Annotated in this window: 18 protein-coding genes, 1 tRNA gene and 1 pseudogene; 7 read left to right on the forward strand and 13 right to left on the reverse strand. The window is 37.2% G+C overall.

What is annotated here, in order from left to right; all coding sequences use genetic code 11:
* Nucleotides 1-646: 646 nt before the first annotated feature.
* Nucleotides 647-1,027 (reverse strand): DUF4359 domain-containing protein, encoded by a 381-nt coding sequence (locus tag H6G44_RS10020; RefSeq protein WP_190386506.1) that lies wholly within the window; start codon nucleotides 1,025-1,027, stop codon nucleotides 647-649.
* Between the two features lie 125 nt (nucleotides 1,028-1,152).
* Here H6G44_RS10020 and H6G44_RS10025 point away from each other — a divergent pair.
* Nucleotides 1,153-1,225: transfer RNA gene (locus tag H6G44_RS10025), tRNA-His, on the forward strand.
* 153 nt (nucleotides 1,226-1,378) lie between these two features.
* Here H6G44_RS10025 and H6G44_RS10030 read toward each other — a convergent pair.
* The 5 genes and pseudogenes from H6G44_RS10030 to H6G44_RS10050 all read right to left on the reverse strand — a co-directional run bounded on the left by H6G44_RS10030 (nucleotide 1,379) and on the right by H6G44_RS10050 (nucleotide 7,385).
* Nucleotides 1,379-1,882: pseudogene (locus H6G44_RS10030) on the reverse strand (sterol desaturase family protein).
* 289 nt (nucleotides 1,883-2,171) lie between these two features.
* Entirely contained in the window at nucleotides 2,172-3,461 is a 1,290-nt protein-coding gene (locus H6G44_RS10035; RefSeq protein ID WP_190386526.1) for a Glu/Leu/Phe/Val family dehydrogenase, read from the reverse strand.
* A gap of 301 nt (nucleotides 3,462-3,762) precedes the next feature.
* On the reverse strand, nucleotides 3,763-5,229 hold the full coding sequence (locus tag H6G44_RS10040) for a carotenoid oxygenase family protein (RefSeq protein ID WP_190386505.1): 1,467 nt from the start codon (nucleotides 5,227-5,229) through the stop codon (nucleotides 3,763-3,765).
* 24 nt (nucleotides 5,230-5,253) lie between these two features.
* Nucleotides 5,254-6,585 (reverse strand): folate/biopterin family MFS transporter, encoded by a 1,332-nt coding sequence (locus H6G44_RS10045; protein WP_190386504.1) that lies wholly within the window; start codon nucleotides 6,583-6,585, stop codon nucleotides 5,254-5,256.
* A 299-nt stretch (nucleotides 6,586-6,884) separates the two neighbouring features.
* Nucleotides 6,885-7,385 carry a hypothetical protein gene (locus tag H6G44_RS10050; RefSeq protein ID WP_190386503.1) on the reverse strand — a complete coding sequence of 167 codons (501 nt, stop codon included), beginning with the start codon at nucleotides 7,383-7,385 and terminating at the stop codon, nucleotides 6,885-6,887.
* A 260-nt stretch (nucleotides 7,386-7,645) separates the two neighbouring features.
* Here H6G44_RS10050 and H6G44_RS10055 point away from each other — a divergent pair, with 260 nt between their 5' ends.
* From H6G44_RS10055 to H6G44_RS10080, 6 genes are all read left to right on the forward strand, one after another.
* Entirely contained in the window at nucleotides 7,646-7,960 is a 315-nt protein-coding gene (locus tag H6G44_RS10055; protein ID WP_190386502.1) for a hypothetical protein, read from the forward strand.
* 72 nt (nucleotides 7,961-8,032) lie between these two features.
* Nucleotides 8,033-9,760, forward strand: a complete 1,728-nt coding sequence (locus H6G44_RS10060; RefSeq protein WP_190386501.1) for a succinate dehydrogenase/fumarate reductase flavoprotein subunit — start codon at nucleotides 8,033-8,035, stop codon at nucleotides 9,758-9,760.
* A gap of 383 nt (nucleotides 9,761-10,143) precedes the next feature.
* Nucleotides 10,144-10,869 (forward strand): S1C family serine protease, encoded by a 726-nt coding sequence (locus H6G44_RS10065; protein ID WP_190386500.1) that lies wholly within the window; start codon nucleotides 10,144-10,146, stop codon nucleotides 10,867-10,869.
* 117 nt (nucleotides 10,870-10,986) lie between these two features.
* A complete protein-coding gene (locus H6G44_RS10070; protein ID WP_168651470.1) occupies nucleotides 10,987-11,517 on the forward strand; it encodes a COP23 domain-containing protein in 531 nt (176 codons plus the stop codon).
* A 168-nt stretch (nucleotides 11,518-11,685) separates the two neighbouring features.
* A complete protein-coding gene (locus tag H6G44_RS10075) occupies nucleotides 11,686-14,286 on the forward strand; it encodes a serine protease (protein WP_190386499.1) in 2,601 nt (866 codons plus the stop codon).
* Between the two features lie 41 nt (nucleotides 14,287-14,327).
* Complete coding sequence (locus H6G44_RS10080; RefSeq protein WP_190386498.1) at nucleotides 14,328-15,413, forward strand: tetratricopeptide repeat protein; 1,086 nt, start codon at nucleotides 14,328-14,330, stop codon at nucleotides 15,411-15,413.
* A gap of 333 nt (nucleotides 15,414-15,746) precedes the next feature.
* On the opposite strand, the gene H6G44_RS10085 is transcribed toward H6G44_RS10080, so the two are convergent.
* From H6G44_RS10085 to H6G44_RS10115, 7 genes are all read right to left on the reverse strand, one after another.
* Nucleotides 15,747-16,811: a hypothetical protein gene (locus H6G44_RS10085; RefSeq protein WP_190595364.1), complete on the reverse strand. Its 1,065-nt coding sequence runs from the start codon at nucleotides 16,809-16,811 to the stop codon at nucleotides 15,747-15,749.
* A gap of 135 nt (nucleotides 16,812-16,946) precedes the next feature.
* Nucleotides 16,947-17,117, reverse strand: coding sequence for a hypothetical protein (locus H6G44_RS10090; RefSeq protein WP_190595365.1), 171 nt, complete (start codon nucleotides 17,115-17,117; stop codon nucleotides 16,947-16,949).
* Between the two features lie 115 nt (nucleotides 17,118-17,232).
* Entirely contained in the window at nucleotides 17,233-18,732 is a 1,500-nt protein-coding gene (locus tag H6G44_RS10095) for an Ig-like domain-containing protein (protein ID WP_190386496.1), read from the reverse strand.
* Between the two features lie 57 nt (nucleotides 18,733-18,789).
* Entirely contained in the window at nucleotides 18,790-19,557 is a 768-nt protein-coding gene (locus H6G44_RS10100) for a TIGR03943 family putative permease subunit (protein ID WP_190386495.1), read from the reverse strand.
* Between the two features lie 207 nt (nucleotides 19,558-19,764).
* Complete coding sequence (locus H6G44_RS10105) at nucleotides 19,765-20,817, reverse strand: permease (RefSeq protein WP_190386525.1); 1,053 nt, start codon at nucleotides 20,815-20,817, stop codon at nucleotides 19,765-19,767.
* Nucleotides 20,818-21,337: 520 nt separating this feature from the next.
* Nucleotides 21,338-21,970, reverse strand: coding sequence for a hypothetical protein (locus H6G44_RS10110; RefSeq protein WP_190386494.1), 633 nt, complete (start codon nucleotides 21,968-21,970; stop codon nucleotides 21,338-21,340).
* 177 nt (nucleotides 21,971-22,147) lie between these two features.
* Nucleotides 22,148-23,536, reverse strand: a complete 1,389-nt coding sequence (locus H6G44_RS10115; RefSeq protein ID WP_190386493.1) for a GUN4 domain-containing protein — start codon at nucleotides 23,534-23,536, stop codon at nucleotides 22,148-22,150.
* Nucleotides 23,537-23,736 lie beyond the last annotated feature (200 nt).

Here is a 23,736-nt window from a genome sequence, read left to right on the forward strand (position 1 = left end):
ATCTGATCCCAGTTTTGCATCACCAAGAGATTGAGAACTAAAGAGGATCAGGTGTTATAGGCGATAGCGTAAGCACTGATTTGTCAGTTCGCCATACAGGTTAGTAAGTTATTTTTTAAGGCGAGTGAGAATAGGTTTTAGGTTAGTATTAATGATTGTAAGGGCAATACCTTCAGTAAGCTACGCTAACGCACTTCTCCAGTTTATCTCATATGATTACTATTCTGTATAAATATGACAATCGCTTCTATGCAAATAAGATAACTGCACTAATAAAATAAAACTCTACAATGGGGTTTACTGAGTGCGATAAACCCCATCTATGGGGCGGATATTATGTTGTTCTAAGATTGAATTTATAGTATCAATTATGTCTTGATTAAACGTAGTGAAAAGTTGAGGAGTATTTGTTCTTTTAAATCTAGGGATATTCGGTATTTGTTATGCTAAACTATTAAATAAAATGCCAAGTTAAGCGGCCAGCTTTTTTGGCTTCTGGAATCATGTCACTCAACAATTCATATTGGGCATGAGTCAAATTAACTTTACATATCACTCTCTCAGTGCTGTGTTTTCTCTATTAACAGCTTACACTGGGAGAGCTTTTACTCACTCACCGACTTTTCAAACACCCTCTTAGAGTAACTTATTTTTGTTCAGCAGTATAAGTATAAAATTGATTTAATACTCCCAAGGTTTCCAATTTGTACCCTGGTATCCGGGAATCCAATTTGATTTCCGTCCGGTAAATACTAAGAATCATATAATCTTGTCGGTTAGTTGTAGTGGTAATCAGCTCCTTTATATGCGGTATAGCAGACTCAAGCATTTGTTGACAATCAACTTTGATTAATTTTTCTAAGAAACTTGGTGTTTTCTTACATACATCTGACTCTAAGTATGTTGTCAGTTTTTGGACTGCATACTTTTCATATTCACCCTGACTGGGGTTAGTTTTCACCATCATTACCCCTAAAATAGCCACGCCCGCTGCTCCTACCCATGTCATCATAGTTAAAGGTTTCATTTCTAGCCCTATTTAGTGTAGTTGTTAGTCTTTAAAAGACTACAAAAAAATTATCTAAAATTTCTGACAAAAAAGCTTGATCATTTTTTGGAAGTCATGCTATATTTACAGTAGTAAATTAAGTGGCGAGCGTAGCCAAGTGGTTAAGGCAGTGGTTTGTGGTACCACCATTCGTGGGTTCGAGTCCCATCGTTCGCCCTGTTTTGTTTTAATTATTTATAATTTCGTTTAATTATGGTGGCACTAATAACCACTATCAGTTCTATCTTTTTTGTCCAGTAAATGAGAGAACTAACAGACTTATAATATCCATAGAATGTATGGAGCTTAGGAAATGTGTTATCATTGTTATCAGATTCTAACTTTTAAACGCCAATAAACTCTCTGTAACCGTAACCAACGCATCCAAACTTTTGCAGGTTGGTCAAAAAACGTAAAAATATCACCAAAACCAAAGTTAGTTTTTTGGTGATGTAACTAATGCTGTTCTGGTGTAGTAATAAATAGAAATTGACACAAAATTGTCACAGCCTGAGGTGTTTGCCAACCCAAAGAAATTACGTGTCTCCACCATACATGAAACTGACCAAAGAATAAACCACAAATGACACCAATGGGAGATAAATCCTATAACCAGAATGCTACCAGCAGATATGGTAATGCGCCCAAAATTCCATCTAAAAGCACTTGGGGATTAAATGTTAAAATTGCATAATGGCGGAAATTCTGTTTCCATGAGTGATGAGTTGTCAGGTGAAGACTACCAAAAACGTGTTCAGGGACATGATAGAAGAAGGTAGAAAGGAAATCACCAAGAATCAGTAACAGCCAAGCAACAGCAATAGCTTCAAGCATTTGGAATCCTGTATACATCTATAATCCGATAGATACATTATGTGTTTTGAATTTTACCCTCATAATTGTCTAATTAATACATTACTCATAAGTAAAAATTAAGTTAAGAAAAGTACAAATTTCAGTTAAATTAGGGTAGAGTAGATTGCATCTATTGGCGGGCAAAATGCCCGCACCACAAAAGTTTGATCATTAGTAGATGTACTTAATAATACTGAAAACTGCTGTATATTTTCAACTCCTAATAAGTGAGAATCCCCTGAAGATGGGGTAGTAGTAAAAACATCAGCTAAGGATATAAACCTCTATCGGTTAAAGCTTGCGCGACTCTACCTACACCCAAAGTATAAGCAGCTAACCGCAGATTTACTCCCCTGACTTTTGACTCATGAATCACTTTACGGTAGGCCTGAACCATTAAATGTTCCATTTCTTTATTGACTCGTTCTTCGTCCCAGAACAGGTAAGAAAGACCTTGTACCCATTCTAAATAACTTACCACTACACCCCCGGCATTGGCTAAAATATCCGGTAATACGGTAACACCACGGGCTTCTAGAACTTGGTTAGCGTCTAAAGTTACAGGACCATTAGCAGCTTCTGCGATAAATTGCGCTTTGATTTGATCAACATTCTCTTGAGTGATTTGGTTTTCTAATGCAGCGGGAATTAGTACATCACAAGATAAAGTTAGCAAATCTTCATTACTAATAGGTGTACTTTGGGGAAATCCCACTACACTGCGGCGGTTTTGAGCAGCATAAGCTTTAACAGCAGGAATATCAAGACCAGATTCAGAAAATATACCTCCAGCACCACTGGAAACAGCGATAATTTTTGCTCCTGCTTTATGTAGTAATTCTGCCGCAGCACCGCCCACATTACCGAAACCTTGAATCACTACCCGCGATCCAGTCAGGGATTTACCATGATCTGCCAGGGATTCACGGACAATAATCATTACACCGCGTCCGGTGGCCATTTCTCGTCCTAATGAACCACCAATAGATAGAGGTTTGCCTGTGACTATTCCTGGTACAGAATGACCCACATTAACAGAGTAAGTATCCATCATCCAGGCCATTTCCCGCGCTGATGTTCCCATGTCTGGAGCGGGTATATCTACGGATGGTCCAATGTCTTTAATTAATTCACTGATATAACGGCGACTAATCCGTTCTAATTCCCCCACACTGAACTTTTTGGGGTCTATGGGAATTCCCCCTTTCCCACCACCATAGGGGATACCTAATAATGCACATTTCCAAGTCATGAGCATGGCTAGGGCTGATACTTCCCGCAATGTCACTGCTTCATGGTAGCGAATACCACCTTTATATGGTCCTAAAATATCCGAATGTTGTACGCGGTGTCCTGCAAAAACCCGTATTTCTCCAGTATCCATTTTTATGGGAATGGAAACTGTAATAACTTTTCGAGGATGACTGAGTATTTCTACGATACCTTGATCTAATTTTAATTCTTTAGCAGCCCATTCTAAATAGCTACAAGCTTGATCATAAGGGCAAATATGAGCGGGAGAATGATTTTCTATAAGTGGGAGAGAGGTTGTCATCATCATACTTAGTCCTCAGTACAGTTCGTTTATAAACTGGATTCATAAGGTTAGTTTACTCTGTTTTTTGAGAAATATATGAATTTTGTAGTTTTTGTTACAATTATATTTTTATTTATATGATAGGAAACGGTTACTATACCGGGGAACAGGAAACAGGAAACAGACATAAATATGATGTTGTTGGGTTTCGTCAACCCAACCTACGTTAAATGAATAAGTATCTGGGCAAAATTAATTGCACATTTGAGAAAACAAAATAAATCTCTGTATCTCTTGTCTGTCCCCTGTCTCCTGTCAACTATCAAATGAATATTTCTGGTGTAAAACTCCCATGTAAACCGTAGGGAATATGATGTTTTAGATGTAGTTTTGCAATTCTACCTTTTTCCAAATTCTGACCATCTAAAATCACTATCTCTGAACGATGATTTTCTGCATTGTAAACTACAAATATGATCCAACCATCATCTTCTTGTTGAGAATTTGCGCGGGGAACAAAAATTGGTTCTCCTACAAATCCTCGCGGTGCTGCACTCCACAATTGTTTTGTTCCTGATTCTAAATCTACCTTAAAAATGGCTTGTAATGGTGCATTTACTGTTGATTGATGAGCCGCAGCACTGTATAAATAACGATATGATTTACCCATGTAATTCGGGTGAATTGTGGGAAATTCGGTGGGACGAGGATCTATTAACTGATTTTGCACTTTATTGTTTGACAGATTCAGATTAAATCGCCATAGTTGGGGAGGTGAATTTTTCTCAAAATCAGTTTTTCGATAGTCGCTATTGGGTTCGACTTCTGTTAATGATTCATAACAAATAGAATCAACAATAATTTCATTTTCTAGTTCAAAAGCGTTAACATGATGGAAAATAAAACCGGCTTTGGTTTCTAAAACTTTGACATTTTCAGTTTGTGTTTTGCGAGGAATAATGATGATTTTTGTGGGTTGATTTTTTTGAATTTTAATACATTCGGCTGCACCACATATTCCTAAAGCGAAGGGTATGGGGTTAAAATTAACGGGATTTTGGAAAAAGATACAGTAATTTTCTGTAATTACAAAATCATGAATAAAGCAAAAACCAGGAACGTTATGATTTTTTTTGCTGGTAATTTCTCCGTTTTTATTCAATTCAAAAATGGTAATTGTGGTTGATAGTCCGGGTTTAATAGCAAAGTTGACTAATGTACCATTTGGATCAATTCTTGGGTGGGCGCTAAATGCTTCTCCTTTAGATAAAACACCGTTAAAATATTCATTTCCTAATGTTTCTAAGGTTTGAGGATTCAGTAAATAAGGTTCGGCCGCTTCCCATAATGCTAAGAGTTTTTTACCCCAATAAATTACATTTGTGTTAGCAATATTTTTCAGTTTAAAATCGAAAATATTAGCTAACCAACCACCAGATTTTTGTGTACCAAAAACACCACGATAAAGAATTTTACCTGCTTTTTGTTCTGCTAAATAACCCGGTGTTTGTACAAATCGGTTACGAAAATGGGCGCGGCCATTGATAAATGTAATGCGGCTGATCATCCCGTCACCATCAAAAGGATGATGTAATCTTTCTCCATTTATATCTAATAAACCTGCTCCATTTCTAAATAATGTTCCCGCTAATTCTGGAGGTATTTCTCCTTCTATATCATCAATCCAATAGTCATATTCTTGGGTCAGAGATTCATATCCTCCTTGCCAATCTTTGAGGGTATAGGATTTCTCTAAAACTCGACTGTCTTGGGGTTCTAATATTTGCATTTTTTTGTTGACTATCCTGAAAGACTATATTGATGAACTATCATCAATATCTATTGTACCATTTGGTAGCCATTTAATAAAAAATATGGGAATTAGAGAACTACAGTTAGTAATGATGATTAATAACCATAGTGAATCAAATTGATGTTCTGTGATTCCTAACCATTTCATCATGATAGATCCTAACCAATAGGAAACTGTTCCTCCTAAATTAAATACAGACATTATTAAAGCAAAAAATGTGGCCTCTATACCGGGAGGACAAAGTTTTGTTGCTAATACCAATACAGGCATAAATACAATTTGTCCAATTACGGTAATAATTAAATTATCACCCAAACTAAACCAATGATCATCTATTCCTAAAAGTCTGTTGGTATGTGTTACTAATAATAAGGTTGTCATTCCTAAAGCAGTAGATATAAAAATACCCCAAGTAAACATAGTTCTAAAGGGGATAGTTTTAAAGTAACGCTGAAAAGCCCAAATCCCAATTAAGGAAGCGAAACTTGTTACTAATCTAACTCGTCCTAAAAATTCTGGTTGAAATTGTAGTTCATTAGTTGTAAAATAGAAAAATGCTGATTCGGCATTTGGTGTAGCGTGCCAAACAAATATAAATACTGTTGGTAGCCAAATTGCTTTTTGTGTGATTGCTTGCCGTATTTGTACTAATTGATATTTAATATCATCGCTTTTTTTCTCATCTTTATTTATGGGTTTTTCTGTAATTAACCAAGCGACAAATGAGGTGATTATGGGAAATAATGCTGTTATTAAAAATACTGTACGCGTGGTAAAATATTCTAAAAGTAAGCCGCTAAGGTAAGCTGTACATAAGCCACCAATAGCTGCAATACCCCAACAAAGAGATTGTAAAGAACCTAATTTTTCTGCTGATTCTGATCTGGCTCTTTCAACTACTATGGAATCAACTATTACATCACTAAGAGCAACGGAAAGAGAACAAAGGAGAATCATCATTGTTGCAATTGAGCTACTATGAACTATTGTTCCTAAACCTACCCAAGCTGCACTTCCGATAATTCCCGATAGAAATATATAAGTTTTTCTGTGGTAGCCAAATAATGGTAAAATATCAGCAATAAAACCATATAACGGCTTAATCATCCAAGGTATGGTACTAATACCGATAATGGCTGACATTTGTGCTGGACTTAATAACAATTCATCTTTGAGAAAAAAGCTAACAGCTAACCGGGATAACATTAATATCCCTTGGACAAAATATATGGTCAGAATTGCAATTAACTCAGGAGTAAGTTTATTTCCTAAAAGAATTTGCTCGATTAGTGAATCTTTAACTTTTGGCAATTTGGCAGATTCATTTAACATTGAGATCAATACTTTTTAGTTTTCATTTATTTTTATATCATACCGGGATTTTCAAAATATTGTCTAAATTTACCTTAATTACATTCCACAAATCTCAAAGAATAGTTTTAATGTTATAAACTTTACCAAAAGCCTTTTTCCTACCCCTTCTTTTACCTTTTGGTTGTCATAAAACTACCCTTGTTTCCCCCCCGCAAGGAGGAGGGGAACTAGATTTTCAATAATCGACGAAAACTCTTTCTGGCTAAGGATCTATACTATGTAAACCCTTGCTTATAAGGGAAGAGGGGCAGCTTTTATCATTTTGGCTGTAAACCTAATTCACAAAGCGTTTTTGCTTCCTCAAGGGAGTAATTTTGCTCTAATTCTATCTGTGATTGTGTGCAGAAACCCTGTCTAAACCACTCATAAGAACGCTGCTTGCTCCAAAAAGTTATGTTCTGATCACTTTGTCTTTTATATGGGCCTTGTGTGTTAGCACTACATCCTTTGTCGTTCCAGCCCTTACCCTCTAACCATCTTGTATCACTGTCACCTAAATCAACTAAGTAACGTCCACTAGATTCAGAAACTGATTTAGCTACATATTTTTTACCCATTAACTCTTTAACACAGCTACCAACACTGTTTTTTTGACACTGTGCTAATGCAGCATCAGGTGAAATATTCAATTTAGTGTATTCTTTGACACATTGAATAACTGCCGATTCCTGAGCTTTAACCTTTGTTTCACTCAGGGGAAGTGCAATAAATAACCCTATAGCTGTGGTAGTCATTAGTGACTTATGGAATTTATTCATGGTAATTTTCCAGGGTAATAATTTTGACAATTTACCTAAGATACAATGTACTGACTACAAATTTACCATATTTTAATATCTTCGTAAATTTACCAAATACAGGACTAACAGCCATTAAAATCTTCATGAGGATTTTGCCCAAGTTATTGATCTTTGTAAAGTAATATTACAAACCTTGGAAAAATATTGAGAAATTGTTCTTTAGGCAAACATAGATTTAAGGTAGAAGCTATAGAAGAGAATTAAGGGCAATTTATAAAATGAACAAAAATAATCTTCAAAACTATCGGTTTGCTTGCACTTTGACCTTTGGTGATATCTACGGTCAAATTATTGCTTGGTTAATTACGATTACCATTAGTCTAGCCTCAGCTTTAGCACTAATGGGCGCGAAACGTCCAGTTTACGCTTTGGCTACGGTGGGTCTTGTTGTCCTATTGTCTCTGCCTTTTTTACTTTTTGCGTTTGTGACGACTTTATTAAATAATATCGAACTAAATGCTGTAGAACCGACAACAAACGCAGAATCAACACCAGCTAATATTTCACAAAAACCTGCCCAAATAACTAACTAAAGGGGATTTTACCATTTACCCATTACCCTGTTCTATAAGACAGGGAATTTTTTTTGTAATTGGTGATTGACAATGCTCGAACATGATGTAATTATTGTTGGCGGTGGTTTGGCTGGATGTCGGGCTGCGCTGGAAATCGCCCGCATTGACCCTAATTTAAAGGTAGCGGTAGTTGCTAAGACTCACCCCATTCGCTCTCATTCTGTGGCTGCTCAGGGCGGTATGGCCGCATCTTTAAAGAATGTTGATGATCAAGATTCTTGGGAAGCTCACGCTTTTGATACTGTCAAGGGTTCTGATTATTTAGCAGATCAAGATGCGGTCGCAATTTTAACTCAGGAAGCTCCAGATGTGGTGATTGATTTAGAACATCTGGGGGTGTTGTTCTCTCGTTTACCTGATGGTCGCATTGCTCAACGGGCTTTTGGTGGCCATTCACACAACCGCACTTGTTATGCTGCTGATAAAACTGGTCATGCGATTTTACATGAATTGGTAAATAATTTACGCCGTTATGGTGTCCAAATTTATGAAGAATGGTATGTAATGCGTCTGATTTTAGAGGACGGCCAGGCTAAGGGTGTGGTCATGTTTCATCTTTTGGATGGAGATGTTCAGGTATTACGAGCAAAGGCTGTAATGTTCGCTACGGGTGGCTATGGTCGCGTTTATAATACGACTTCTAATGATTATGCCTCCACTGGTGACGGTTTGGCAATGACGGCGATCGCTGGTTTACCTCTGGCGGATATGGAATTTGTCCAATTTCATCCTACGGGTTTGTATCCTGTAGGCGTGCTGATTTCCGAGGCTGTGCGCGGAGAAGGGGCATATTTAATTAATTCCCAAGGCGATCGCTTTATGGCCAATTACGCCCCCAGTCGCATGGAATTAGCCCCTCGTGATATTACCTCACGGGCGATCACTTATGAAATCCGGGCTGGTCGTGGAGTGAATACTGATGGTAGTGCGGGTGGTCCTTTTGTCTACCTGGATTTGCGCCATTTGGGTAAGGAAAAAATCATGAGTCGTGTTCCTTTTTGTTGGGAGGAGGCCCATCGTTTGGTTGGTGTAGATGCTGTTACGCAACCTATGCCGGTTCGTCCTACTAATCATTATTGTATGGGTGGTATTCCTGTCAACACTGATGGGCAAGTTAGAAGTAATAATGATAGTTTTGTTGAAGGCTTTTTTGCGGCTGGGGAAACTGCTTGCGTGTCGGTTCACGGTGCAAATCGTCTCGGTAGTAACTCTTTATTGGAATGTGTAGTTTATGGTAAAAGGACTGGGGCGGCGATCGCTAATTATGTCCAAAATCGGCAATTACCATCAATAGATGAAGCCAGATATATTCAGGAAGCCAAACAACAAATACAACTCTTAATAGACCAACCAGGACAGTACAGAATTAATCAAATTCGTCAAGCTTTTCAAGATAATATGACTGAAAATTGTGGCGTTTTCCGCACTGATGAAGTAATGCGTCAGGGATTAGAGAAAATTGCCCAATTACAAAAAAAATATTCACAAATATATTTAGATGACAAAGGAAAAATCTGGAATACAGAATTAGTTGAAGCCTTAGAATTGCAAAGTTTAATGGTAGTGGGACAAACCATTTTAACTTCCGCCCTCAACCGTCAAGAAAGTCGCGGCGCACATTTTAGAGAAGACTTTTCCGAAAGGGACGATAATAAGTTTTTACAACATACAATGGCTTATTATTCCTCAACAGGAATTGATATTCAATATCGTCCCGTCACAATCACAATGTTTGCACCAAAAGAGCGAAAATATTAATTAAAATCACTCCGTAGGGGCGCAGGGTCTGCGCCCTTTCTGGCTATTATAATTCTAGATCAGAGATAACATCACACTAACAACTGTCCCATAACCAGATTTACTAATAATATTTAATTTTCTAAAATATGCGGTTATTCGGTTCTTTTTGTGGAAAACCTGGTTCAAAATCAATGGCAGCCTTATTGTGTGGGCATTTCATTGAAAATATGGGAATAATTATTCAGAATCCTTGTCCCGCAAGGGTTTTGTTATAATCAATCCTCAATCACCATAAAAGAGGCTGTTACAAAAATCGTAACAACAGTTGAATTTTGTCATTTATCCCGTATAATCTTCTAAATACAGTGTCATAGCTACCTTAGTCTATACCAAGTTCACCAATGAACAGAAAACCATATTTGATAGCAGTTACAGGGCTTGCTGTCTTATCCGTACAGGCTATAGCATCACCAAATGGCTTGGCATTTCCCCAACCAAATCACCATTCCAACTCTGTCATAGCCCAAAACTCGGAGGAACAAACGCGAATTCGAGTGAATCAAAAAGCCAGTCCAGCCGTAGTTTATATCAACACAGGTAAATCAAGCGGTAGTGGCTTTATTGTTAGTTCTGACGGGTTAATTATTACCAATGCTCACGTTTTGCAAGATGCACCCGCAACCGTTACTGTAGTTTTAGAAGACGGGAAACGGCTTCCTGCTAACGTGATTGGCTTTGCTAAAAATGGAGTAGATTTAGCAGCCATTAAAATTCGTAATCAGAAGAATTTACCCACATTATCTTTAGCAAAATCGGCCCAAGTGGGACAGTCTGTATATGCTATTGGTAGTCCCTTTGGCTATGACAATCAAAATAATTTTACTGCCAGTGTTTTGAGCAATCTTGACGAGCAATATGGTATAATTAAACATAATGCTAGAATTGATCCTGGTAATTCTGGTGGTCCACTTCTCAATTCCCAAGCCCAAGTTATTGGCGTAAATACTGCTATTCAACTTGATAGAAATGGCAGCAATAGTGGTATTAGTATTGCCATCCTGGTAAATAAAATACAACCTTTCTTAACGGCAATTCGTCAGGGAAATATTTCCCGTTTACGGCGCTAATAGTCTGTTGAGAATTTAGATTGGTATCAGTTTCTAGCTAGTTTGTCTATCTGGACAGGCAGGATGCCCACCCCACAGAAATTAAATGTCCCTTTCCCAAATTAGGAGATTTAAGAAATGATGAAATTAACATTATTAACCACACTGTTCTTAACCACCACATTAGCATCTACTCCTGTTTTTGCTCAAGAAGACGCTAATAATCAAATTCGCTTTATCTGTTCTACAAGTCGTTACTCCGAAAATGGAAAGTCTGTTCCTACCACTTTTCTTTGGACACCAAATTTCCAAAAAGCAATGGTGACTTGGACATCTGTTTTAGGAGGAGTTAAACCACAACAACGTTGTCAAAAAGTTTCTGATAACTTCCAAACAGCTTTTAATAACGGCAGTCTTAATTACGTTACCAATGGTGTTCAAAATGGGAGCAAAGTAATTTGTTCTGTGAGTTCAATTGATGGTGGTTGTGATACTGTATTATTTACATTGCGACATCAGGACAAGTCTAGGGATGTTCTCAAACAGTTAAACAAACTCTGGTTTGGCAGTGCTACGACAGTACCTATTGCACAAAGTTCTGGAGAAGATAAATTTTACATTGATATTCGCCAATTCCTCAATACACCACCAGCGAATAAAATGCAATAAAGAAGATTCTCAAAAATTGTAGGTTGGGTAGAACGAAGTGAAACCCAACTAATTTAAAGAAGTTGTCAAGAAGTGTTGGGTTTCGTTCCTCAACCCAACCTACTTATATTCATCTCCTGATTTACTCAAACAAAAAAAGATCATGAAACACCTATTTTTTACCCTCATTTGCACAACTGCTTTATTAACTATTCCTCAGCAATTGTTATTGATTTCTACTCAACCAGTTACCGCACAAGAACCTACAAAAAACTATTAACCTCAGCACAATTACAAGCTTTAGCCAAATCTATCACTGTAAAAATATTAACTAAAAATGGCAGTGCTTCGGGAACTTTAATTGCTAAAAATGGTAATAATTACACTATTTTAACTAATGATCATGTGATGAATACAGGTGAATCTTATCGCATTCAAACACCAGATGGAAAAATATATCCTGCTACTGTCATTAAAGAAAAACCACCATCTTTAAAAAATCAAGATGTAGCTTTATTCCAGTTTCAATCAACAGCAGAATATACGATAGCTACTTTAGGAATTTCTGCGCCTATAGCAGTAGAACAAAAAATTGTCGCGGCTGGATTTGTTAGTGATAGTGCTCAATTAGTTTTCACCGAAGGACAAATTTCTCTATTACCAGATAAAAGTTTTCAAGGAGGTTATCACATTGGTTATAATAACAAAATTCAACCGGGAATGAGTGGCGGACCCATATTAAATTATCAAGGTGAAGTTATTGGTATTAATGCCGTTCATGCCTATCCTATTTCTGATAAAATATATACTTATATTGACAATAGCAAACCCAGTGCAGCGGAACGTCAGCAAATGCGTCAATATAGTTGGGGTGTACCGATTTATAGTGTCGCTAAAGTAGTCAATGAAGTTATTGCTAAATCTCCTAAAAAGATTGATGATTCTGGTTTGATAGCGAAAAAAGGTTTGATTAATGATATTGATAAAATTGCCCAAGAAATTACGGTGTTAATTCCTAATGCTAACCCCACAGATATCGGTTCTGGGGTAATTATTGCCCAGAAAGGTAATATTTATTATGTGTTGACTGCGGATCATGTTATCTGGAATCGTGATGAAAAAAAATTAAAAGATAAGTTAGAAATAGTCGCACCAGATAATCAAAGATATGCTATAAATATCAACAATGCGAAAAGAATGCCTGGAGTTGATTTAGCCGTTGTTCAATTTACCAGTAATCAAAAATATCAAGTTGCAACTTTAGCAAATTATAGTTTAAATACTAAAGATCAAAAAGTGTTTGTTTCTGGTTTTCCTGGTAATAAACAACAAAATAAAAACAAACCTCACCGGATTTTAACAGCGGGAGTTTTGAGTGAACAAGAATTAATCAAGTTGACTACTTATCTAAGTTTTAATAATCAAAGTTCTCTGATACCTGTGCGAATACAAACTGTTTTAAGTGATGGTTATGATCTACTTTATAGTAATATTACTAAGGGAGGAATGAGTGGCGGTGCGGTTTTAGATACCCAAGGAAGATTAATTGGTATTCATGGCAGAGTGGAAGGTGAAACATCACTCGATTTTGATGGTGAAATCAATTTAGGTAGTAGTTCTGGTATTCCCATTAGGACATTTTTAAATTTGCTTCAACAGGTAGGAATAGATTCAGATTTAAAAGTTGAAACTACTGCACCAGCTACACTGAAAAAATCGGAAGAGGATGTAATTAGTGAATATTTATTACCATTGGATGAAGTTCCTAAAAATAGCGATGATGAAATATCATGGCTAAATTATGCCAATCAACTATGGCGTTCTCAAAAATATGCAGAAGCGAGAAAAGCTGTTGATAAAGCGATTGGGAAAAAACCGGATTTTTATCAAGCTTGGTATTTCAAGGGGATGATATTTCGTAGAGAGGAAAAATATCCAGAATCTATTGCTGCTTTTGATAAAGCTTTGGAAATTAATCCCAACTTTGCTCAAGCTTGGAAACAGCGGGGTAGAGTGCTGCTTAGATTAGATAAATACTCCGAAGCCTTAACATCTTTTGACAAAGCCATTGCTCTAAGTCCTAATCAATTTGCTCTTTACTTCCTGCGAGGTTTCACGCTTCGTTACTTAAAGCGGTTTCCTGAAGCAATTGAGGCTTATAATCAAGCTATTAAAATTGATCCTCTGTTTAAATTGGCTTATTCTGGGCGTGGTTTGTCCTATGGAGAGTTAAAAAAATATCGACAAGGCATAGCTGATTTTACTCAGTTCATTCAACTTGACCCTAAAGACGCTGGCTATTACAATCTAAGGGGTTTGTATTACGGACAATTAGAAGAATACAAGCAAAGCATAGCTGATTCAACTCAAGCCATTAAAATTGACCCTAATGATGCTTTCTACTACATTAGCAGAGGTAATGCTTACTTGATGTTGAAAGACTACAAACAAAGCATAGCTGATTCAACTCAAGCCATTCGACTTGACTCTAAGGATGCCGACTACTACCTAACAAGGGGTAGTGCTTATGGACACTTAAAAAACTATAAACAAGCCATAGCTGATTTAACTCAAGCCATTAAAATTGACCCTAAAAAGGCAACATACTATGGTATGAGGGGTGGTGTTTACATAAACTTAAAAGATTATAAACAAGCTATAGCTGATTTTACTCAAGCCATTCAACTTGACCCTAAAGATGCAATCTACTACTCCTTGCGGGGTAGTATTTACTCAGAATTAAAAGACTATAAACAAGCTATATCTGATTTAACAGAAACTATTCTTTAACAGAAACTATTCGTCGTGACCCTAAAAATGCACCATACACTATGCAAGGTCTCAGATACTCTGAATTTAAAGATAATAAAGACTTGCTTAGTGGTTACACTGGCTTAATGAGTAAAGCTTACGCAACTAGGGGTGTTACTTACTATGAATTAAAAGAATACAAACTGGCAATTGATGATTACACTCAAGCCATTAAAATTGATTCTCAAAATGCCGAGTATTATGCTTTTCGTGGTGGTATTTACTCTTTCCTGAAAGAATACAAACAGGCGATTGATGATTTAACTCAAGCCATTAAAATTGACCCTAAAAAGGCAACATACTATCATCTTAGGGGTACGACTTACCTTCAATTAAAAGACTACAAACAAGCCATAGCTGATTATACTCAAGCCATTCAACTTGATCCTAAAAATGCAACATACTATGGTGGTAGGGGTTTTGCTTACTCTCAATTAAAAGACTACAAACAAGCAATTAATGATTGGAATCAAGTCATTAAAATTGACCCTGAAAATGCAACATACTATAGTGCTAGGGGTGATGCTTACTTTCAATTGAAAGACTATAAACAAGCGATTGATGATTACTCTCAAGCCATTAAATTTAAGCCTGATTTGACTCTTGCTTATTCAGCAATGGGTAATGCTTATTTGCAATTAAAAGACTACAAACAAGCAATTAATGATTACACTCAAGCTATTAAACTTGACCCGAAAAATGCTGATTACTACTACAGTAGAGGTTTTGCAAACTATAAATTCAAAGATTACCAACAAGCAATAAGTGATTGGAATCAAGCCATTAAAATCAAACCTGAATTTCCTGAAGCATACACTAATTTAGGCATAGTTTCCTATGAAATGGGAGAAGTAGAAACAGCAATTAATTATTGGCGAAATGCGATAAAAATCAATAGCAATGTTGCAGAAGCACATCTAGCTTTAGGTGTAGCTTTGTATGCTAAAGGCGATAAAGAAGCGGGTTTGAAATCGGGAGAAACGGCATTAAAATTAGATAAACGTTTTGGGAAGATAGAGTTTCTAAAAGAGAATAATTGGGGTGACAAGTTGATAAAAGATAGTCAGGAGTTTTTGAACAATCCCAAGATTAAAGGTTTGATTTAGAACCCACCTTCCGCACCCTTAGAGGATGTTTGAAAAGTGGTATTCCGTAATTTTCATCACATTGCTACCCCCCTTTACAAGGGGAGGGTTAGGGTGGGGTAAAAAATATTTGATACATTAACCATAACTTTTCAAACACCCTCTTAGTATCACAATAGGTAATTTCGGATTCTTCAATAATTTAAAAGGATGATTTTTATACAAAAATGTGAAAATTTCAAATAGCTATAGCGAAGTGCTGCTGTAAGCATTTCGCTAGTCCCGAATTTCCCAACGACCAATTTTCCTTGTGTGACAGTTTAGGGTGCGAAAGGTGGGTTATCACCAAAAAAGCTACTTATGCTTAGGTTGAAAATTCGGCAATTCTACAGATGCTAAAGATTTGCGTCCCTTCGGTGGTCGTCGGGGATAAATCAAAGGTGAAGGCGATTTATTGCCAGATATAATATTATCATCCAATAACCCCGATAAAACCTCATTATCTGGTAAATTTAATCCTGTTGCTGAGGAAACATCTAAGCAATAATCCTCCGTTTCTCCAGTATTTATCTGATGACTTAAAGCATTAGTAATAAATATTGAAAAATCTTCACCTCCAGAATCTTCAGTAGTAGCAAAATCCTGTTTAATGATTATTTCTGGTTGTTCATGACTTTCTGGAGTAGACACAAAAGATTCTAAAATAGAAACATCAGCTTCATCAATATTGACATTGGTTTCCGTCACCTGAGAAGATTCTTCAGATAATGCTGTAATCAGAAACTGATGAATTAATCCTTCTATATCTTGTTCTGTAGATAGTAATTGAGAATCATCTCCATTTTTTGCAGGAATAATTGGTTCATTAACTTCTGTAGAATTAAAAATTACTGGTTCTGAATGCTGTTCATAATTTTCAGAACTTGTAACTGTAGACTTAACCCAAGAATTATTCACAGAATCTACAATACCAGACCAAGGCCGAATAGGTTGAGCATTGGGAAAAAAAGATCGAGCCTTTCGAGAAAATCTAGTTTGTTTATGGATAACATTGTATGGATGATGAATATGATCCTCTAAATTTTCATGGCTAGGAATTGTAGAATCTAAACATTTTTCCAAAGCCGATTTAAACTGCATAGTCTGACGTTGTTGCCGCATGAGCCTAGCCCGCAATTCACGACAAGTATTTTCCGAATGTAATAGCTGCTGAGACTCTCGACTGTAGTTAGTTTGCAGAACAGAACATTCCCTTTCCAAATGTGCTAACCGTTCTTGGCTAACTTGCAACTTAGCCTTATAATTTTCAATAGAAATTTCTTGTTGTTGAACAGTTTGCACAGCAGATTCTAGCTGCTGATACAGAGAGCGAATTTGCTTTTGACCAGCGGAAAGTTCTTGATTTTGTTGGTTGAACATAGATTCCGTCACGCTAGAGCGTGTTTTTTGCCACTGCAAAATCTTTTCTGCTTCTGCTAATTCGGTTTTTAACTCCTCTACCTGAGCGTATAAATGATTATTAGCTCTAGTTAATTCTGTATTTAAATTCAGTAATTACTGGAATTCTAAGTTCACCTGTGCTTGTTGATTAATATTAGGTTCTGCAATCCAGTCTTGTTGGTTACTCTCTTCCAATTTTTCCATAACTACGTTTTCACATTGACAATCTGTAGTTGGCTGATAGCGTGGTTTTAGCTTGATAATAGGCGAATGTGTCACAGTCATATAGTCATATAATTTTTATCCACAAATACGCAGCCGTTGTCAGTTATTTACATTCAGAAAAATTGACAGTTGATAATTGACAATTGTTAATTATCAGTCGTCAAATGTCAATTAATTAAGGCAACCAACGAGGATGAAACCCTACTAGAGGTAGTTGCTCTGGTTTAATTTTTACATTCTGATTATCAGCAATAGGTAGCAAGGGCATCAACCAAAGACTACTACTAGCAATCGGTTCACCATCATCAGTTTTTAAAGTGTTTGCGGGTAATTGTGTAGTGTTATTAGTAATAGGCACAACTTGATCAAACAAGAATCCTAAACCGTCGGGTGACAAACTAGTTTGAATATTACGTTGAGCCGGAGGTAAAAGCATCAGAGGTTTTTGTTTTCCTGTTTTCAAATCAATAGATACTAAATACGGTTGTTCTACGTATTGTTCCTTAGAAATAAGTTGTGTAACTAAGCAGTAAAGGCTAGGGGAAGCAGGGTCAAACTGACAACTAAGAATTGAACCTGTAGTTTTTAACAATTGTTTTTGTATACCTTGGTTGGTAACTAAAAACAAATCTCGCGTGTAGTCAGTATTAAATTTCACCATTGCTGCTTGAGAGCCATCGTTAGAAAAAGCCTGTACTAAACCAAATTGAGGAAGAAAATCCAAGGGTTTATCGCTGTCACCTTCTAAAGATACAATTGCTGTTCCTTCTCCCTGGGAAACTGCCACTGCCTTGCTGTCTTTTGAAATCAGAAAATCTCCACCAGGTTGCCCTTCTAAGCGTTTTGGGGTAGGTGTTTCGCCATAATTGTCATTTTTGGTTGATAAATACCAGAGAGCAAAATCACCGGGATTATTTCGTTTACCTCGTTGAATCACAACGACTTGTCCATCTGCTGAGAGGTCAAATTTCAGGTTTTGATATTCTTTGTTATCTAAAATTAAGTCAACTTTACCTGGGGCTTCTGTTTCTTTACCAACTTGACCAGAAATACCCGTGGTGACAGTATAAAGTTGGGCAGAAAGTAGATCGGGATTTTTAGAAGAACGGGCAGAAAAGAGAATTTTATCACCATTGGGGAAAGGCTCAAAATCCATAACAATTAAGTCTTTAGGGGTAAGAACCTTTTTTTGTTCCTGGGTTAAATTATAAAGCACCAATTGTCCTTGGATTTCTGGAGCAGCCCCAATATAAAGGATGGCCCGGTTACGAGTGGTAAAACTACCTGTAAAAGGCTGCATGACGCGGTTTTTACCTTCTGCTTGAGAATATTTATCTTTACCTTTTTCTAATTTGACTTGGTAATTTGTACCGTAGGGGGCTGGTGTGAGGAGTGTATACACCATTCTTCTTCCCGCCCAACTGATTTTACCTGCTAGAGGTGGATCTATTTTAAAATTCTCCTCAATGCTTTTGGAGTCCATTGGTCGACTAAAAGTGAGGGAGAAAGAGAGATTATCTGCTCCAATTTGTTGGTTTTCCCAGGTAAAGTTGCGGACACTAGGTTTGACTACATCACCTTTCCAAATGATTAACCCAATCAACACACTTAGCAAAAGCATGACTGCGATCGCAATTCCGTCTAATGGTTGAATAAGTTTATAGGATTTGCTCATCTCACAATTTTGGATTTTAGATTAAGGAACAACAGACAACTAACAACTGACAACTAACTAATAACTATAAGGATTTTGAGGTTGAGGAATTTTTTTGAGGGAGTTAGCCTTGATAGTTAATTGGCGTTTTTGGGCAATAGTTTGAGTTGTCATTTCCCCTTCCACCTCTAACCATGTATCAGGTGGGTACTGTTGACGGGAAGAAGTTGATATTTGCACAGGTAATCCCACTGGGTAAGCATCTGCAGCACAGCAAGTAAGAACAAACCGGGCTAAAAATATATATTCCTCACCGACATTAGGTTGATGAATCACGAATCCCTGAACCTTAACCTTTTGTCCCGTGTATTTGTCTGGTTCAGGATAGACATTAAGTGTCCTCACCCAGTCTACAAGCGATCGCTCTTCTGAGCGAGATGTAGGCCGAAATGCTTGGGGTTGAGCGCGACTTCCACCAATTGATTCAGTCACACCCCGATCTAGTGCTGTTTGACTAGCAAAGGCGCGGGGTGTGATCATTAATCCTAAAATTGCGGCTGTTAGTAGTAGGAAGCTACCCCAGCCAGGCGGAAATAAACTAATATGTGGAGTATTAGGTATTTCGGGAAGGTGACGGTGTTTCCATAGTTGTAACCCTTTAAAAAACCCCACTATCAACAAACCCGTGCCACCGGAGATGGCCAACCAAAAGTAATCAGGATGAATTAATAAATACAGTTTGCCCGTCAGCCAGTATTTCAACATTAAAATACCCCAAGCTGTAATAGCTACCACATCTAACCAAGGTATGAGTTTATTTGGGGCTTTAGTTTGGGAATTCAGCATTAAAGTTATATGGTTAATGGTCAGTGGTCAGTTGTTAATTCTTCCTTAGCTAACAAGAGTTTTATCTCCAATTACTATATTTGCACTAGCTCAGGATTTAGGACCTATACCTCAGACCCCACATTTGCCCCTAAAAGAGAATTGTCGGTGTAATAGAGTCCAAGGAAGTCCAGACCGCATTTCAGTACAAATGCTACAGCAAGTACATCAAATCACCTGCAAATTCAGAAATAAGGTGAATAAAAGTGTCAATTGTCCAGCTAAGATAAACAGATAGATGAGGGCTTTTGGCTTGAAAATTGATAACATCAAGCCAATGCTTTTAATATCAATCATTGGTCCAAATACTAAAAAAGCTAATAATGAACCGCTGGTAAAGGTAGAGGCAAAAGATAGGGCAAAAAACGAATCAACCGTAGAACATATTGATACGACCCCTGCTAATACTAACATAGCCAAAATAGAGCTAACAGGTCCTGCCCCAAGACCAATAATCAGTTCACGGGGGGCTAATACTTGAATAGCGGCGGCTATCGCGCTTCCTAGTACCATTACTCCTCCTAATTCCCGCAATTCTTGCACAATATTATCTAGCAAGGAACGGAGTTTCTCTGGCAAGGGTTTACTAAAGTTAGGAATTACAGCAGCTTCACCATAATTATTATCTATGCGTTTTGATGCTCCCGTTGTCCCGCCCAAAATATATGTTCCTGATTGCAATAACCCAAGCTCACTGATTTGGGGTTGTAGTTGAGATTGTCTTGCTTTAGCGGTTATTTTTGGTGCGGTGGGAGGGTTAAATTTAAGATAACGAGCGATCGCTGGTTGCAGAAAGGGAATCAAGTCTGGTTGGAAACTGAAGATCACACCAATAATGGTAGCAATGGCTAGAGAAAATACCACTCTTAACACTACAATCTCTGGTTGATCGCGGAATGCCGTCCAAGTTGACCAAATGACAATGGGGTTAATGGTCGGGGCTGCTAATAAAAAGCCAATTGCTACTGGTGTGGGCACTCCCTGCATCAATAACCGTCTTGCCACTGGCACATTACCGCATTCACAGACTGGGAAAAAAAGCCCCATCAAGCTGCCAAATAAAGCCCCCAACAGGGGATTTTTAGGCATAACCTTGACTAATTTACTTTCATTGACAAAGGATAATAGCGCGCTGGAGAAAAATACACCCAGTAGTAAAAAAGGCATCGCCTCAACTAACAGACTGAGAAATATTGTAAAACCATTATTCAGTTGATTCATCATGCGTTGCAGTCAACAGCGGTTCTAAGTTTTAGGGTTTTGTGTTATCATCTTTGATAGCGTAGCTGGAATATGGCTAACACCAATCTATACTAAATCCTTATGGGGATCATTGATTAAGCTGCCAAAATTAAACCCCATTATAATGAGGAAATTATAGCAGTCCCCAAGAATTTGTGAAAAAATTCCTTGTCTTTTCCCTTTCAATAGTAAATTTACAACTTAGAACCGCTCAATAATTTAGGCTCTTGGCTACTTGTTATACTAAACCGAGAAGTAGAGAGAAAGGAACAGGAAACAGGGGAATATTGAAGATTTTGCTATAATATTCAAACACAAGGCTGATTTCTGATACATAACTAGCTTTATGAGATTTTTGTGTTCAGATTTTGCTTAGGATACACTCAAGAGCCATAATTTATTAGACATATCCGCAAAGAAACATAGAGACGTTCCATGGAACATCTCTACAAGAGGGTTTTAGGTTGATTCCGTTATCCCCGATTAGTTCAATATAAACTTAGTCTTTTGGGCACTCTTTGACGTTATTAGATACCCATTTTTTACAAGATAAACCCAAAAAACCGCCTTTTTCTGCACAGTATCCTTTATCAACCTCCTCTTTTTCTCTAGGAATTTCTAACACATTGGAACTTCTTTGAACGTTTGCTGAAAATTGTCCCCTCTCAACTACTGAATTATCTTGTCTAATCTCGTATTCAAATTCATTTTTGTAATTTGGCCTCACAACAAATGCACTATCCCTATGCTCAGTCCCAGTAGTTATTTTAGTGAACTCCGAGGATCTGCCTTTGCTATAATCCCGATTAGTATGTGGAAAATTGTCGGGAGACATTCCCCGGGAAATATTTCTGATAATTACTCTTCTGCCCTTTTTTGGTGGTTCGCTTGAGGATGTGAACCAGGCTTTAGTGGTGCCTATATAAATACCAGGGCTAGGACATTCACCTACATACTTATACAAGGGCAAAACTATTTGATTAAGTTCTGATTTTCCCTGAACTTCAAAACCAATCTCAGGTGCATTAGGAGCAGATTGTCCCCAACTTGGCAAGGATTGGATGAATACTAATGGAGTGGACAATGCAATAATCTTGATCAAATAGGATATAGAGCAAACTCTTTTTGACATTTTTTCACCTCTTATAGAGTCAAGAATTTGTAGACTATTTAGTCAATAAGCTTCCGTTAAGAAAGGATATCAACTTTAATTGTTAAGTTCAATTTTTGAAATGGAAGCAAAATTCGCTGAATTTATAGACATATATACCCACGGCAATCTATAGGTAAGATTTCTATAGGTATACACTTATTTTATATTACAACTATCCAAACGGGCAATAAAATTCCCCCAAACAGGTCCATCTAAAAATGCTCTAGGGAAGTATCCTTTGGGCGCATCTAAGGAGTATTTAAGCTGATCCTTGGACAAATATCTACCTCGATAAAGCCAGCCTAAATCATTGGCAAAATTGTCAAAATTCTCATTATTTGGCTCAAATTTATTGCCAAATAAACTCTTCCATTTTTGTGTTTGTGCAGAAAAACCAAAGCGACCTTGGCTTTGATTTTCCCAAAGTTGATTAATGGCGATTAAATTTCCGCAAGATAATCGGGAAATTGCCTTATCATTAAGTGATCCAGAAGCTTGGCTAATCTCCAACATTAGAGATTTTGTTTCTTCATCAGCCCCTTTCCAATCACCTTTAGATAATAATTTTTCCAATTTGGCAGCAAAAGAGAAATCTACAGTATTACCTCTGGTTGCTAATTTTTGTTTTTCTTCTTTTGGCAGAATAGGAGACCCGGTAGGGGGTTTCCGACCGGTGAGAGAGTAAAAGATATTAATGGGAATTGCTGCATTAAATCCTGTTTTTTGCTCTGTAGATGTTCCCGTTTCCTGTTGTCCAGTTTTTCCCTTTGTTGGGGTTACTTTTTCTCTTGTTCTCTGTTGTTCAGTTCCCGGATTTGTCACTGGTATAGGTAGTTTTCTTTTTCCTCTTGTTTCTGACTGGGAGGTATTGTCATCCCCACCACCTGCATCTGCTAGTCCGTGAATACCGACAACTCTACCATAACTATCAAATACAGGACCACCACTATTACCAATATAAGTAGTAGCATTGTACACTAAGCTGTAACCGTTAACTCCTTTATCATTGAAAGTGACTACTTTACCGGGTGTGACGGTATATGTTCTATCTTTGCCTTTATTGCCAAAAATAGTGGGAAATCCGGCAATTGTAATTTCCGCCAACCTTTTTACATCATTAGAATTTCCTAAAGGAGCGATAGGATAATTTTCCTGGGCTTCAAAGGTAACTATGGCTAAATCTGGGTCTTTTGGATTTTTCTGTAATATTTGACGGTCTTTAATGGGATAATCTTTGCCATTGTGAGTACGAATTGTGTAAGTAACATCTGTGGCGCAGGTAACTGGTTTGCGTCCCTCTATGGCCTCACAGACAACATGATTAGCTGTTAAAACGGTGTAAATTTTTCCTCGCTTATCAATAATTACACCTGAGCCTCCGGGAGATCCATTACCTAGACTATTAATTTGCACTGTAGTTTGTTCGATGGTGTCCTCAATTTTTCCGGCTTGTGCGGGTATTGATGTCACAAGAAATACAAATATGGACACCATAACTGAGAAAATAGAAGAATTATTTTTCAGTATTTGGTTAGGTAGATTCATATTCACACATAGATAACTTACTTGTGTACTATGGTATCACACTTGGTTGCTAGAATCAATAGGTTTAGACAGGGAATTCACTCTCTGTCTACACTTTACTTTACAACCGTGGTCTAGTACAAGCTCATAGGTTCTTGGATAAATGGGAGGATTAGGTAGTAATTTATCAATTTATCAATATCAAGGTATTAAATTTATAC

Origin of the sequence: Aphanizomenon flos-aquae FACHB-1287 (assembly GCF_014698755.1) — a bacterium.
GTDB lineage: Bacteria > Cyanobacteriota > Cyanobacteriia > Cyanobacteriales > Nostocaceae > Dolichospermum > Dolichospermum flosaquae.